Origin of the sequence: Psychrobacter sp. UBA6291, assembly GCF_002439405.1 — a bacterium.
GTDB classification, from domain to species: Bacteria; Pseudomonadota; Gammaproteobacteria; order Pseudomonadales; family Moraxellaceae; genus Psychrobacter; species Psychrobacter faecalis.
In genome coordinates this window covers 36,520-51,806 of sequence record NZ_DJUD01000022.1, presented here as the reverse complement: position 1 = coordinate 51,806, position 15,287 = coordinate 36,520, and the positions used below count along the sequence as shown (strand labels likewise).

Genomic DNA, 15,287 nt, shown 5'->3' with positions numbered 1-15,287 from the left:
TTAGTCAAATGTGGTGAGCTTATGATGCCATAAAAGCCATCAAAGCGATATATAGTGTCTGTATATACTGCCAATATTAACAGCATAACGGCATAGAATACTGGTTTAAATGCCCGAGAATACTTAACGAGCCAACTGTTAAAAGGCGAAATTATTTAAAGCAAGAGGTAGAAAAGCCTGCGATTTCGCGCAATACTGTATGGCATTAAATCAAAATACTTACATTCAAATCTATGTGGAATTTTATCTTTTAACTTCAATATTCTAAGCCAAAATATTATGACCCCTGCTATCAAACTTGCCAAACAGCAAAGCCTTGATTATAAGTTGCATGAATATACTCACGACAGCACCGCCGCCTCTTTCGGACTAGAAGCAGTAGAAAAACTGGGCATTACTGCCGAGCGGGTGTTTAAAACCTTGGTGGTGACAACCGACGCAGGTGCGCTGGCCGTAGCGATTTTGCCGGTCGATAAAACCCTAAATTTTAAAAAAGTGGCGAAGGCTTTATCGAGCAATAAAATGCTGGCTTGTAAAAAAGTACAAATGGCTGAGCCTAAATTGGTCGAACGGTCGACGGGTTATGTGCTCGGTGGCGTTAGCCCATTGGGGCAAAAAAAGCGCCTACCGACGCTTATCCATGCCGCCGCGCAACAGCAAGCGACTATCTATGTGAGTGGCGGTCGCCGAGGTCTAGAGATTGAGTTGCCACCTGAGCAATTAGCGACCACGCTTAACGCGCGCTTTGTAGATATCATCGATGATTAGTATTCAAGAAGAATTTTACACGCCGTTTATTCTGCGCCTTTGTCATTTGCTCTCAATAGTGTTTGCGCTGCTTATTAGTAGAATTGCTATTTTTAAATAAGGATGTTACCCATGCCGCATTTAACCATTCAAGTGACGCCAAACGTCACGATTACTCATGAAGAATCATTTCTAAAAGCATTAAATCAAGCACTATGGGACAGTGGACACTTTGGTAAACCTGCTGATATAAAAGCCCGTATCGTACCGATTGAGACGTTTTTGGTTGGCGTGGAAGATGACGAGCAGCGCAATGGCTTTATTTTTGCGCATCTAAAAATTATGAGCGGCCGTGACGAAGTCATACGCCATCAACTCGCTGGATTATTGACGGCTGCTATAGAGGAAAGCTTGAATGCACAGCAATCAGGACGCGCCGACATCCAAATCTGTGTTGAGGTCGAAGAGCTCAGCGCGATTTATCATAAAAAAATGCTGAGCTAAACGTTAGGCTCAATTGTTTATAAGAGTGATTTATAAAAATGACAGACCAGCTATTTATCTGCACATAGCGACTTACTGGCAAACTTAGGCAGTACCATCACCTCAGCTTTATAACCAGCGGTTTCACCGTGAGTCGCCATCAAATTGCGGGCGATACGTAAGCGATATTCGCCAGTTGCGGGTAGGCAGCCTTGGTAAATAATCCCGCCTTTGGTGCCATCATACTTACCATTTGGCATATGTAGGACGCCGACATTGGCGGTCTCAGACGTGCCAGTAAGCGGCGCAATATTAATGATGGCATATTGCGCAGCGGCGGCATTAAAACGATACCAGCGCTCCTGTTCGTTAGGTTTTAATTTACCCGTAACCACGCTACTAATAGCGCCTTTGGCAAAATGAATGGTGGTATCGCTGGTTTTAGCCAGCGCACTATTTGCGCCAACGCTGATTAATACGGCACTCAATAATAGCGTTTTTAGCGCTCGTGTACCTGATAAAGTGGTTCTGTTATTAATCGACAACATCATTGCTTCCTTATCAAATTATATTTTATCAGCTGTCTATTATTTGCATGTCTATTACTTGATGACTATGGTTCTAGTATCTTCTCTGACTTTATATTAAACATAAAAAAGCGCCTAATGAATAGGCGCTTTTCTTGTTAATTATTTGCTTGATTGTGAAGTAATCTTAATCCTAGTCTAGGAAAGCAAAGTTATCGATTGCCATTGCCGTCATGCTCTCGCTTGGAGCAACCATACTTTCAGCATGGCCTGAGGTACGTGGTAAGATTTTATCAAAGTAAAATTCAGCCGTTTGAATCTTAGCTTTGTAGAATTCTGGTGACTCAGTGCCACCGTTTTCAAGCTTGTCATAAGCGACCGCCGCCATGCGCGCCCAGTGATAACCCATCATCACATAGCCTGAGTACATCAAAAAGTCATCTGATGCCGCAGAGATGATTTCACGGTCTTTACGCGCCATCAGCATCAAGCGTACGGTCAAGGTGTTCCACTCAGCACATAGTTTGGTCAGCGCCCAAACGAATTTACGCATGTCTTTATCAAGCGCATACTCGCCGCACCATTTCATAATGCTTGAGGTGTAATCACGGATGATTTTACCTTTAGATTGCAAGATAACTTTACGACCGAGTAAGTCAAGCGCCTGTACGCCAGTGGTACCTTCGTACATCGTCGCAATACGTGCATCACGAGCGATAAGCTCCATGCCCCATTCTTTGATATAGCCGTGACCACCGTAGATTTGCTGACCGTGTTTGGCCGCTTCAATACCAAGCTCCGTTAAAAAGCCTTTTAGGATAGGCGTATAAAAGCCCAATTTGTCATCCCATTTTTCAAACTCAGCGTCATCACCATTGGCAACGCCTTGAGACATTTTGTCGGCATAGCGCGCTGAGTGATAAATCATTGAGCGACCGCCTTCAGCAAAGGCTTTTTGGGTCAATAGCATACGGCGTACGTCGGCATGATGAATAATCGCATCAGCCACTTTTTCAGGGTCTTTCGTGCCTGATAGGGTACGCATAGAGCGACGGTCTTTAGCGTATGGTAGGGCGTTTTGGAAAGACAATTCAGTGTGCGCCAAACCTTGAATACCAGTACCGATACGAGCAGTGTTCATAAAGGTGAACATCGCTTTCAAGCCTTTATTTGGTTCACCAATTAAGTAACCAACTGCGTCATCGAAGTTTAAAACACAAGTTGACGATGAGCTGATACCCATTTTGTGCTCGATAGAGCCACAAACCACGCCATTACGCTCGCCAGATTCACCTTCAGCATTTGGCAAGAATTTTGGTACGATGAACAATGAGATACCGCGTGTGCCTTCTGGCGCATTTGGTAGACGAGCTAAAACGATATGGACGATATTGTCGGTTAAGTCATGCTCGCCACTTGAGATAAAAATCTTGGTACCGCTGATTTTATAAGTACCGTCATCTTGCGGGATGGCTTTTGATTTAACCTGACCCAAGTCAGTACCACACTGCGGCTCAGTCAAACACATGGTGCCCGACCACGTACCTTCAACCAATTTAGGTAAATAAATCGCTTTTTGCTCGTCGGTACCGTACTGTAGTAAGGTGTTGATACAACCAGTTGATAGGCCAGGATACATCGCCCAAGGCCAGTTAGCCGTACCCATCATTTCAGACTTAATAAGGTTGATTGACATCGGTAAGTTCATACCGCCGTACTCTTCAGGGTACGAAATACCTTGCCAGCCGCCTTCGACGAACTGGTCATAAGCTTCTTTAAAACCTTTAGGCGTAGTGACCACACCATTTTCAAAATGACAGCCTTCTTCATCCGCTGGCTGGTACAAAGGCGCTAAGACATTCTCAGCAAAGTCAGCAAAGCCTTGCAAAATCATATCGACGGTTTCAGGATCGGCGTTTTCGCCATTGTCTAGGCTTTTATAATGCGTTTGATAGTCAAAAACATCATTTATCAAAAACTTGATATCACGCAAAGGTGCTTTGTAAGTTAACATAGTCGCTCTCTTTGATTATTTCATTAGCATAGTTCGTTAGCATAGACTGTCGGCTCATCAATTGAGCTATGGTTCATGTAAACGGGAGTTTAATTATCTGGGATAAAGGCAGACAGTATCACAGGTCGTCATCTAAGTTTATTAAGAACAGCTTGTCCATTTTGATAACCGTTAAGGCATCCTTGATAAAAAACAGCTGTCGTAGCATTGAGGTCAGTATAAATCTTCTATAGCCACAAATATACAACCGATAACTAATATTCATAATATATTAAAAAACATAAAAATTTAAGTTATAAATATAAATGGTTATTTATTTATAAACAGGCATCAATAAGTCCAGTTTTATAAACAACCATAGTTTTAGTACAGGTTGCAGCGTAAGTTTTATTATAGACAGCGGGATAGACGCAAAACAACCGTTAAGTGTATGAGTTGCGTGCCCAAACAGAATAAAGGAACACAATTTATGAGCGCACCAAAGCGCAATTTAGCATACCAAACACAGCACAAAACGACGCCCGTATTTTGGCTAATGGCAGTAGTTGCGCGGTTAAAAAAACTTATCGATGGTGAACTCAACCATTTATTAACCGTCAACCGTAGCAAGCGACCGTGGCACATGCCGATTATCGCTGCAATTACCATTAGCTTTCCGGTATTTGTTGGGGCGTATTTTGATGCTCTGCCGTCTGGTATTAAAGCGTCACTAGGGGCGATGGTTATTTTAAATACCCCGTTAGCAGGTAAGCTGCCGTTTCGTTTGGTGACGGTGATGGCGTGGGGGTTTGCCATGTCGCTGTGTTTTGCGCTGGGCCTGATAGCGCAGCAAATTCCGCCATTAAAATTGCCGATATTTACCTTGATGGCGTTTGGTATTGTAATTTTTGGGCGCTATTATCGCCAGCCGCCGCCCGCAGGTTTGTTTGTGATGATGGCGGGGGCGATTGCGCTATTTATCCCCCTGCCTTTAGAAGATGCCATGCCAGCCACGGGTTTGGTGATGCTCGGTAGTGGTTTTGCTTTGGTGATGGCGCTGCTATATTCGCTGTTTCTATTAGCGACGCGCCCAGCGACACCGACCCCGACCTATAGCTATGAGCCCGATACCATTACGGAGAGTGTGATTGTCGCCGGTTTTGTCAGTCTATCCTTAGTCATCGCGCTGAGCTTAAATTTATCAAATCCCTATTGGGCAGCAGTCAGCTGTTTTTTGATTATCCAAGGTATTCATTTGCGTACCATGTGGATTAAGCAAATCCATCGTTTGCTTGGCACCATGGTTGGCGTTGGGCTGGCGGGATGGATGCTGGCGTGGGGTTTGCCGATATGGGGTGTGGCACTGGCGATATTAAGCTTAATGCTGTGTATCGAAACCTTGGTCGACCGCCATTATGGCTTGGCGGTGATATTTATCACGCCGCTGACGATATTTATTGCCGAATATGGCAGTGGGTTGCCGTTTACTAAGCAAGCTTATCAAGAGGTCATTTTAGCGCGTTTGTTTGATACCATGATTGGCTGCGTGGTGGGGCTAAGCGGCGGGGTGGTTATGCATTCGACCGATTTACGCGTGCCGCTGCGCCGGATGGAGAATTGGCTGCTAGCGCGTTTTAGCTAAATTTTTTAGCAGATAAAAAGCTGTATGATTTCTATTCATATGGCTTTTTTAGTCGCGGTTTAAGCTGTTCATTCAATGTACTTATAAACTGTCGATGACTTGCGCAACATCGACTTTATGTTCTGTCCAACGCTCAAAACTTAACGCTGCCTGCCCGATAAGCATGCCATAACCGTCTGACGTTTGTGCGCCGCGCTTGGTAAAATGCTGCAAAAACGGCAGCTCACGTCCATACATCATATCGTAAGCATAATGGCCGTCTAGTTGGTCGCTAAGCGGCAGCGTATCGCCCGATAACCCAATCGAGGTAGCATTGATAATGATATCAAACTCACCGCTTAGCGTTTCAGTGCTACAGGTTTTAATCTGCTGCTTAGCAATTGTCTCACTTGCAGCGTTTAGATCAGTAACTAAATTTGTCGCTTTATTTAATGTACGATTGGCAAGGGTAAGCTCGCTGATACCCGCTTCAATCAATGGCAATATCACCCCGCGCGCCGCGCCGCCTGCGCCGATAATCGCCACGCGCGCGCCCTTTAGCGGCCAATCTAAACTTGTCATGTGATTGACCAACCCTTGGCCATCGGTATTATCGCCATATATCGCCTCGGCTATCGGTGTGCCATTTTTTAACAATGTTTTATTGATCAACAAAGTATTGACAGCGCCTGCAACCTTAGCGTGTTCAGACAAGCCGCCACGCGCCGCGCAGCACTGATAAGCTACTTGCTTAAAGGGCACAGTCACGTTAGCACCAACGCCGCCGCCCTGAAAAAATGCCTCAATCACCGCAGTAAAGCTGGCTACATCATCAGGGCAATACTGGCGCTGATAGCTAATCTCTAAGCCTGTCTGCACAGCGAACTGCGTATGGATTTCAGGGGATTTGCTGTGGGCAATCGGATTGCCTATAACGATAAAATGCTGGGTCATAAAGGGTCCGCTGCTTGTAAAGGGTGAAATATAGGCAAAATCAACAGGTGAGAAGTTATCAATAAAAAAGTGGCCGTTTAATTATCTTATGCAATGTCATTTAATAATTGCTACTTATCATAGGGGATAACGTTAACTTTCACAAACCTATACTAAACCAACTAAGCTAAGCCAATTATGCTAAGTCAATAAAAGGGCTAAAAACGGAGCTGCTCATTAGCCAAATAAATCATGCCTTTATCTCGTGAGGTCTTTAACAAATCTGTACTCTGCCGGAGCGGTAAGTGTAAGGTAAAAGCTAGTCAAGTGTTAAGCAGTTGGGTAAACTAGGAAGCATGAAGATTTTAGTCGGCCTTGCATTTTACGATGATTAAAAGGCAGTATTTAACAATTTGACTGCTACCAAAGCCTATAACCAATAAATTATATAACTATAAAAGTTTAACAGACATTTTTCGTTATCAGCGGCAGCAAACCCCGCTCGTTAATATCGTTTTTGGATCCCTTTAAAAGTGTGAGTACATTGCCCATGTGGAATAAAAGCCTACAGACCTTGATGGTCAGTACGATAATGGCAGTTGGCGTGTCTTTGAGCGCCTGTAATAGCAATACAGAGAGTGATACTGCGGCCAAAGAAGCAGGCGCTGATAATAGCGAGCAGACCGCCGCTGAGACCTCCAAGGCAGAAAACCCCAATGCCAACGCTGATCTTGATGGCGCAACAGCTGCGCAAGGGACGCCAGTAAAATACGATATCGCCTCGTGGGGCACTGCCAAAGTAACCTCCTTAAGTATCGATGAGCTTAAAAAGATACAATCAGCCTTTGGTAAGGTGGTCAGCACCGACGAAAATAGCTTGGACTATGCCAGTAATCCGGCGTCCAAATATCGCTTTATGCAGGATGATGCGCCGTATTTGGACCTGATTGATTCTGAAAAATACCTCGAGCTTGGCTGGTATTTTGCCAATCCAACCGACTCTGATAAAGAAAAAGAAATCAGTCAAAACCATGCCAAAAAAGCTTATCAGCTGGCGCGTCAATTAATGGGCGATGAAGGCGGCAAGCTGGTCGCTGATATGCTCGGCGGTCAAATCGCCAAAAATAAAACCATCGGCGGTCAAAAAGTAGAGCTGGCAAAATGCGAGTTTTATAGCTGTATGCTAGTGATTAATAAATCTGCTGCTCAAACTGCTGATAAATAAGCGGGGCTGGCCTGAATGTCGCCCAATAGCTGGATATGTTTGCATCCGTCAAATGCTACACAGACCACGGTATCGTTAGACAATCGCGGGTTGGCATACGGTGATGGTTTTTTTACCACTATGGGCGTCATCGATGGGCAGATACTGTGGTTGGACTATCATCAGCAGCGCCTTGTCTCGCATGCGGTAGCCTTGCAACTTCAGCTGGACAGTTTTTCATTATTAACGGCGTTAAAAACACATGCCAAGCAATTACAGCAAGGTATGCTAAAACTTATAATCACGCGCGCCGAGCAAGAAGTCCGTGGTTATGGTTATACACCAAATACTGGTGGCGGCAGTGCGTGCGAGATTTGGCTTAAATCCTCACCGATGGCCATTACTACCGCACGATCGCTGCCACTCGCTAATAATCAATTCCTCCCGCTACAACCTACCGCGAGCGCCATTTGCTTATCCTCTCAAATTGCTTGTTTGCCGCCAACGCTTGCTGGACTTAAAAGCTTAAATCGCCTCGATAATGTGCTGGCAAGTGGCGAGCTGCAAGCTATCAAAGCTAAGACATTGGCAGGCACTATCAAGCCAAGCATCGCCGAAGGTCTGCTACGCGATATGAGCGGGCAGTGGGTTGAGGGCACGATGAGTAATGTGTTTTATCAATTAGTAGAAGCGCCAGTCGCAAAATCGTTCAATCGTCCACACTCTCAAAATAACAGCAGCAACTATTTAACCCAAGGTCAATGGTATACGCCGTCGATGGCGCAATCGGGCGTTGCTGGCGTGATGCGGCAAGTGATTATCGATACATTATCGACTAGCAATAACCCCGTTATCATCAGGTCGTTACAAGATGAGGATTTACCCCATTTAAGCCAGTTATTCTTTTGTAATGCGCTGCGCGGTATTATGCCCATGAGTAGTCTGAGGTTATTGTCGGGTGAAGTGGTGAGTTTTGAAGCGATTTAACTGTATTTAAAGAATATTAAACTTGGTATCAATACAATCATCTGCGTACAAAATAACTTCCTCTTTTTTATACATATCTTGCGCTTTTAATAGTGCTTCTTGCTCGTTCTCTGCGCTAATCTCTATGATGTTACTTAACGTCTCGACAATCTCTATCTGAAAGACTTTTTCCATATTCTTATCGTTTTTCATCATCACCCTTCCCAATACCTGCTTATCAAAATTTCTCTAAGATGTATATTTACTAGGTTAGCAAAGGCGCTCAAAAAGAAGTGATCGTCTTTTGTTACGTAGTCTTGTGCGATAAGGAAAATCGATCAATGATCCTATTTTTTAAAGGATAAAATCGTATGCGTTCAATTTATGAAAATAAACGAATCCCACTACAATTACGTCGATTAATGATATTTAGTGAAATTTGTCTTAAAGCCAAACAATACCCTCATGAAAATGTCTATATGAATACTAAATCGCAACTAGCATTTAGTGTCATATATTGTACGAAAAGTAAGAGGTATGTCGCTTATGGCAGTGTGTTTGAATATTCATATATATCAGATGAGGGCATTAAATATGATTTCGATATTCCCATAAATAGTGATTATCCAATGTGCCAGATTACCGTCAAAGGTCAGCCTTTTACTAGACCTGCTCGTACACCATTAGGATTGCTAATAGACTGGAATAGGTATGTAAAGAATAAAGTCAGCAATTGCTTTAAAGATGATTTAAATTCTTTATTTTTACTACAAGGCGAGTTAGAGAAAGACTATGTTCCTCATAGATTTTATGAGATTCTAGTATCAAGCGCCTATTTGCCACTTTGGGATGATAATTAAACTTAGTATAATTTTCGATAATGACCACGCCGAACAAACTCAATAATACCTCTATCACGTAATACTTGTAATTGCTGACGGATTTTATCTTTAACATGGTTATTTTCGGGATGTTTGAGTTTTAATAAGTCGGCAAACGCATAAACTTGATTGAGAGAAAAGCTGTCTTCTAGCCTATCGATACATTGCCAAACGTCTAGTGTCCAACCACGTGAAGCGATAGTTTGCTTACGTAAAAACAAGGTTTTTTGAAATTGCTCGGTGACACTTTTGCGTGGTATGACTTGCTGGTCTTTGACCAAAAATACTTTTCCTGATTCGGGTACTTTGCGCAAATCGATATTACAACCAACCCAACCGGCGCGTTTGGCAGTTGCAGATAAAGGTTTGCGTTTAACAATCATATCGGGTTTAAAAAAATGCTTAGGGATGATTAAAAAGTTATTAACTTTGTATTCTGGCGAATAGGTTAAAAAGAAAAAGCTTGGATTGTTCTTGCTATTGATTCGATGAATCATAGTATCATAAGCGCCATCATTAATAATGTTGCTTAATTTTGCTTTCTTACTTTTTAATTCATATTCTTCATCGCAGTTTGAACAATAAAAATCAGCGACAGGTTGGTTATTAGCAAATTCATTCAATGGCTGAGCACTACAATTAGGACAATAACCGTGTTTGGCAACCCAATCCTCACTGAGCACTCTAATGATTTGGCTTGGTGACTGATAGTTGTTGGCAAGACTTTGATTGAAATTTAGATTCATAATAAGTTTTCGTGACCAATGGGCAAGCTGGGAAATAACAATAAAAAAGGATGAATATTAAGCCATCACTCTCAAGGCAAATAGTAAGTTAATCGATAAGCTAAGCAAATACCATTGAAAATCGCCCAGTTCAGTGCTAAATTCTAGCAAACTTCTGCCTCGCGAGTTGCCATGAGCAAGCCAACACCTGAAATACCCCCTAAACGCCCTGATGAGTCGCCAAAAAATGAACATGACGACGCGCTGGAGCAGCCTGTCGAGACGACAGCGCTGGACAAAAAACCTATCATTGACGACGTTAGCGCAGAGGAAGTACCGGCGACGGATATCTCACTCATTAGCGGTGGCACTAAACCGCGCCACTATAAAGCTGATAATCCATCGTTTTTTATGCAGCGTGGTTATCAAGTGTTATTGGTGCTTGGGCTGATTGCAGCGTTCTTTTTGGTGATGGTGTATCAGACGCTGTTTGGCCGTATTGAGCAGCCGCAGCAGATGGTGACGATTGAGTCGGGTCAGACGTATTATGGGCTATTGCCGCAGTGGCAGCAGCAAATACCGCTGTTTTCTGCCACGATTGCCAAGCTTTATATGAAAACGCAAATCGATGGCCCATTGCATGCCGGTATTTATCAATTACCAGAAAACCCTACCTTTGCTGAAGCCTTAGAAGTATTGGGGCAAGGGGTAAAAGCGGCGATGGTCAAGGTACAGATTATCGAAGGCAAAACCTCAAAAGATTTATATCAGGCGCTACGAGATAATAAAGGCATCAAAAAAGAAGTACTGACGGCGGATAGCACGAATGCCAGCATCGCACAGGCGTTGGATTTGGTTGGCATCTTGCCAGATTCGGTGATCAATAGTAATGACCCTATCGTCAATCACAATCTTGAAGGCTGGTTTGCGCCTGATACGTATTATTATGGCGAAGGCAGCACTGATAAGCAGGTATTGACCGATTTGTATAAGCGTCAGCAGCAAGCATTGACCAAAGCGTGGGAAAATCGCGACCCTGCTCTGCCTTATGACAGTCCGTATGAAGCGCTGGTGATGGCATCGATTATCGAAAAAGAAACCAGCGTGGCAGAAGAGCGTCCTTTGGTCTCGGCGGTATTTAGCAATCGTTTGAATAAAAATATGCGCTTGCAAACCGATCCGACCATTATTTATGGGATGGGCAGCCGTTATGAAGGCAATATTCGCCGTCAAGATATCGATGAAAAGACGGCTTATAACACCTATCAAATCGATGGTTTGCCGCCAACGCCAATCGCGCTGCCATCTGCGGCCTCGATTGAAGCGACCTTGCATCCTGCTGATAGCGAAGCACTATATTTTGTGGCGACCGGTAACGGCGGGCACAAATTTACCAATAGCTTAAATGAGCATAACCAAGCGGTCAAAGAATATCTCAGCGTCATGCGTCAGAAAAAAGCACAAACACCGCCGCCGTAATTTAATCCTTTATCTTTTCTAAAAACCTATCGTGTACTGAGTGTCATGGCGTTATATAGCTATCTATATAACGCCATAACACTCATCAATGACATAAGGTCATATCATGTCAGTATCCCTACCAGATAAATCAGTGCAAGAAAAATCAGCACAAATAAATTCGCCTAAACATTATATAAATACAGCGTCCAATCAAGGGCGCTTTATCAGCTTTGAAGGGACCGAAGGCGTTGGCAAAACCACCGCTATTGAGCAGCTTTGCAACCAGCTACAAGCAAAAGGCATTGACTATCTGCGTACTCGTGAGCCGGGCGGTAGTCCGTTTGCCGAGCAGCTGCGTGCTGTTTTATTAGACCCGGATACCAAAATTAATGATGATACCGAGCTGCTACTCATGTTTGCGGCGCGCTGTGACCATCTACAGCAAGTTATTTTACCTGCGCTGCAACGCGGTACGTGGGTAATATGTGACCGCTTTACTGATTCGACCGTTGCCTATCAAGGTTTTGGACGCGCGCATGGTGATAATGCTGTACGTGCCAAAATTGCTATGCTTGTCGAGCAGTTTGTCAAAGAGTTGCCAGAGCTGACCTTGTGGCTAGATTTGCCAGTATTAGAAGGCATGGCGCGCGCCAATAAACGCAGCGCCGCTGACCGTTTTGAGCAGCAAGCGACGGAGTTTTTTACCCGAGTGCATCAAGGTTTTAGCGTCCTTGCCAGCGAGCAGCCGGAGCGTATCCAGCGTATTGATGCGTCAGGTAGCGCTGAGGAAGTCAGTGAACGTATTTGGCAAACCGTTCAGGAAAAATTTGCGCTAAGCTAAGGTTTTTTAACGCTGTCATTTCTACCTTATATTGTCCAAAAAAAGCCCCAACTGCGCAGTTGGGGCTTTTATCGTTTATGGAAAATATTAAAAAGATAACTCTACTCTTTATCTATATCCATGCTGTCAACGTTATCAAGGCTGTCACCGCTAGAATCCGGCAAACGATTGGGGTCAAGCGTGCCTTTTTTAGTTTTTGGTGCGCTGCCATTACCGTTGGTATTACTAGAGGTTTTGGTTTTTGAAGTTGCGGACGAATTATCCGACATGACACCTTTATTTATAGCATTGGTAGAACTATTAGGAGCAGTAGCATCAGACTCTGTTGTTTGCACGTTATCTTTCTTAACCGTCGTGCTTGATACATGAGTTTTATTAGGCGTATCAATAACGCTATTGGCTTGTTTGTCTTGTACCTTTTCTGACTCGAAGACTTCTGCTACATTAACTTCTTTAGCAGTGGTTAATACTGCCTCTGGCATAGCAGTGTCATTACTATCATCGGTAAGCTCTATTTCTTTACGCTTTTCAGGCGCTTTCGAGCTGGACTCAAAGCTGGCATCTGCCGCCGCGCGTGCCTGCTCTTGTTTTGCCGTTACATCGACCGCTTTTGGTTGCACTTCATCATCGACGACCAATGAAATCAGCTTACGATCACGCGGCACCACCCCATCGAAATTATCGGTAATCACGTGCAGTTTACCTTCTTTATCGACGGTATAAAGCGGCACGAATTGCTTATTATCGGCCTTATATTGCTCAAAGCTATAGCTGTCGGTGATGTTGGTGATTTTGATACGCGCTTTTTTCGACAGCATACTGGCAAGCTTGGCATAAGTCACATCTTTACCAAACAACCACTGCGAATGGAAGTTGCCCTGCTTATCATCGCGCTCACTTTTGACCTTTTCATCACTGAATTTGAGGCGATAGATTTTACGCTCGCCAAACTCATGACGGTAATGAATTTCAGACAAGGTATTCATTTCTCTATCGGTACTCATGGCAAACAGACGCCCAATACCGATAAGGTCTAAGTGATGGCCGGCATGGTCAGAGATAGGATTGCCAAAGTAAGTACGCAAACCACTCATACGAGCTTTGGCGATATTAGTATAGTTATTATGGGCGACGATGACATCAAAACCTTGGTCTTTTAAAGACGTCGCTACCAATAAAGCGATAGGGTTGGAGCCAACGACTAAGATACCGTTGGTTTCAGGCTCACGGACGCCCAAGAAATTACCAACCATTTTGGCGCCCAAACCTTGAATCATTACTGTGCCGATAATGACGAGGAAAACCAAAGGTACGAGCAGCCCAACGCCTTGAATATCATACTCTTGCAAGCGAATGGCAAAAAGCGACGAGATAGCGGCGGCAACGATACCGCGCGGCCCAATCCAACTAATCATTAGCTTTTCATTGGTTTTTAGATTGGAGCCGATAGACGATGCCCAAACAGACAAAGGACGCGCGACAAACATCACAATCGCGAGCAACACCAAGCCTGCAAAACCAACGCTAAGCAAGCTTGCAAGCTCAACGCGAGCCGCAAGAATGATAAATAATACCGATACCAATAAAATGGTCAGCGATTCATTAAACTCTAAAATCGTCTCACGTGGAAATTTTGGCCAGTTAGCCAGCGCCACGCCAAGGACGGTGACCGTTAATAAGCCGGACTCGTGCTCTAAATGGTTGGAGATAGAAAACAGGAGCAGTACAAAAGCTAAGGTAAAGACATTACGTAAAAACTCAGGAATCATATGGCGGCGCATTAAAAACGCCAATAACCACGCGCCCGCTAAGCCCATGGCCACTGCCAATACTACAATTTTGGCAAACAGTAAGATACTACTGGCTTCGCCGCCTGAAATGATATATTCATAGACCAAAACCACTGCAATCGCGCCGATAGGGTCAATGATGATACCTTCCCATTTCAAAATATTAGAAATAGTTTTATTCGGACGTACGCTACGCAGTAACGGCATAATGACGGTAGGACCAGTCACACAAACCAGCGCGCCAAATAGCAAAGCAATCAAAGGGTCGACATCAAACAACAGGTAAGTCGATAGCGCCACAATGACAATGGTAATAAGGACACCGACCGACACCAGCATCTGTACCACAGAGCCGTGCTGCTTAATCTCATCAAACTCTAAAGTCAGCGAGCCTTCAAATAAAATAATCGCCACGCCCAATGAGATAAAGGGGAACATCAGCTCGCCGAGCACCAAGTCTGGGTCAAAAGCGCCCAATATCGGGCCAACAATAATACCAATCAGTAATAAAAACAAAATGGATGGTTGCTTTAAATACCAAGCCAACCATTGGGCGGCAATACCAAGCCCAACCACGCCGGATAACAATAAGGCGGTATCCATAAATTAATCCTTTTATAATCTTGTCATATTTTATATCTATTCAGGCGCACTACCAGCGCTGCTAGCGTAAGCCGCAGCAAACGTCGTCTAAATATAGTGTTGCAATATCTGACACCGCTGAGCGCTAAATCTAGCGCTTGTTAATAAAAGCATCAACCACACTATCAACAAAGTACAAGTAATCAAAGCACAAGTGAGGTTGGCTATCAGTACGATATCGTCGTAAAGACAAAAGCTTTTTAGATCCCTAAGCAGAATCTAAAAAGCAAAAGATGAAAAATAAGCTGATGATTGCCGATTTGCTAAAATAACGACCTACAAAAATTAACTTTTGTTTGTCATATAAATTATTGGGCTTGTTATCATAACATGGTTTTATTTGACGTATTCTAGAGCAATCTTTGCGCCACTTGATTCTCAGCTAAGAACGCTTATTAAAGGGAGTAGTGCTGGCATGTTAGCAATAAGGTTATCTTTATGATAGAAAAGATAAAGTTTTATACCATAAGTCG

Annotated in this window: 14 protein-coding genes; 8 read left to right on the top strand and 6 right to left on the bottom strand. The window is 43.7% G+C overall.

The window, feature by feature from the left end:
- Nucleotides 1–279 precede the first annotated feature (279 nt).
- Both ybaK and B3R91_RS02865 read left to right on the top strand, forming a co-directional pair.
- Nucleotides 280–768, top strand: coding sequence for a Cys-tRNA(Pro) deacylase (gene ybaK / locus B3R91_RS02870; protein ID WP_144296799.1), 489 nt, complete (start codon nt 280–282; stop codon nt 766–768).
- 111 nt (nt 769–879) lie between these two features.
- Nucleotides 880–1,251, top strand: a complete 372-nt coding sequence (locus tag B3R91_RS02865; protein WP_286796423.1) for a 5-carboxymethyl-2-hydroxymuconate Delta-isomerase — start codon at nt 880–882, stop codon at nt 1,249–1,251.
- 50 nt (nt 1,252–1,301) lie between these two features.
- On the opposite strand, the gene B3R91_RS02860 is transcribed toward B3R91_RS02865, so the two are convergent.
- A complete protein-coding gene (locus B3R91_RS02860) occupies nt 1,302–1,781 on the bottom strand; it encodes a hypothetical protein (RefSeq protein WP_286796422.1) in 480 nt (159 codons plus the stop codon).
- A 169-nt stretch (nt 1,782–1,950) separates the two neighbouring features.
- A complete protein-coding gene (locus B3R91_RS02855) occupies nt 1,951–3,771 on the bottom strand; it encodes an acyl-CoA dehydrogenase C-terminal domain-containing protein (protein WP_068407742.1) in 1,821 nt (606 codons plus the stop codon).
- A gap of 469 nt (nt 3,772–4,240) precedes the next feature.
- On the opposite strand from B3R91_RS02855, the gene B3R91_RS02850 reads away from it, so the two are divergent.
- Nucleotides 4,241–5,392, top strand: coding sequence for an FUSC family protein (locus B3R91_RS02850; protein WP_286796421.1), 1,152 nt, complete (start codon nt 4,241–4,243; stop codon nt 5,390–5,392).
- A gap of 81 nt (nt 5,393–5,473) precedes the next feature.
- Here B3R91_RS02850 and aroE read toward each other — a convergent pair whose 3' ends face one another.
- The gene (aroE, locus tag B3R91_RS02845; RefSeq protein ID WP_286796420.1) at nt 5,474–6,325 is read right to left on the bottom strand and encodes a shikimate dehydrogenase; all 852 of its coding nucleotides are present in this window, start codon (nt 6,323–6,325) and stop codon (nt 5,474–5,476) included.
- Between the two features lie 514 nt (nt 6,326–6,839).
- Between aroE and B3R91_RS02840 the strand changes: the two genes are divergently transcribed.
- Nucleotides 6,840–7,529, top strand: coding sequence for a hypothetical protein (locus B3R91_RS02840; protein WP_323807200.1), 690 nt, complete (start codon nt 6,840–6,842; stop codon nt 7,527–7,529).
- A gap of 15 nt (nt 7,530–7,544) precedes the next feature.
- The gene (locus tag B3R91_RS02835; protein ID WP_286796419.1) at nt 7,545–8,495 is read left to right on the top strand and encodes an aminotransferase class IV; all 951 of its coding nucleotides are present in this window, start codon (nt 7,545–7,547) and stop codon (nt 8,493–8,495) included.
- Nucleotides 8,496–8,501: 6 nt separating this feature from the next.
- Here B3R91_RS02835 and B3R91_RS02830 read toward each other — a convergent pair whose 3' ends face one another.
- A complete protein-coding gene (locus tag B3R91_RS02830) occupies nt 8,502–8,690 on the bottom strand; it encodes a DpnD/PcfM family protein (RefSeq protein ID WP_286796418.1) in 189 nt (62 codons plus the stop codon).
- A gap of 155 nt (nt 8,691–8,845) precedes the next feature.
- Between B3R91_RS02830 and B3R91_RS02825 the strand changes: the two genes are divergently transcribed.
- Nucleotides 8,846–9,334, top strand: coding sequence for a hypothetical protein (locus tag B3R91_RS02825; RefSeq protein ID WP_286796417.1), 489 nt, complete (start codon nt 8,846–8,848; stop codon nt 9,332–9,334).
- A 2-nt stretch (nt 9,335–9,336) separates the two neighbouring features.
- Here B3R91_RS02825 and B3R91_RS02820 read toward each other — a convergent pair whose 3' ends face one another.
- Nucleotides 9,337–10,101, bottom strand: coding sequence for a DpnI domain-containing protein (locus B3R91_RS02820; protein WP_286796416.1), 765 nt, complete (start codon nt 10,099–10,101; stop codon nt 9,337–9,339).
- A 171-nt stretch (nt 10,102–10,272) separates the two neighbouring features.
- On the opposite strand from B3R91_RS02820, the gene mltG reads away from it, so the two are divergent.
- Complete coding sequence (gene mltG, locus B3R91_RS02815; protein WP_286796415.1) at nt 10,273–11,559, top strand: endolytic transglycosylase MltG; 1,287 nt, start codon at nt 10,273–10,275, stop codon at nt 11,557–11,559.
- Nucleotides 11,560–11,665: 106 nt separating this feature from the next.
- The gene (gene tmk, locus B3R91_RS02810; RefSeq protein ID WP_286796414.1) at nt 11,666–12,382 is read left to right on the top strand and encodes a dTMP kinase; all 717 of its coding nucleotides are present in this window, start codon (nt 11,666–11,668) and stop codon (nt 12,380–12,382) included.
- Nucleotides 12,383–12,483: 101 nt separating this feature from the next.
- Here tmk and B3R91_RS02805 read toward each other — a convergent pair whose 3' ends face one another.
- Nucleotides 12,484–14,775: a cation:proton antiporter gene (locus B3R91_RS02805; RefSeq protein WP_286796413.1), complete on the bottom strand. Its 2,292-nt coding sequence runs from the start codon at nt 14,773–14,775 to the stop codon at nt 12,484–12,486.
- Nucleotides 14,776–15,287 lie beyond the last annotated feature (512 nt).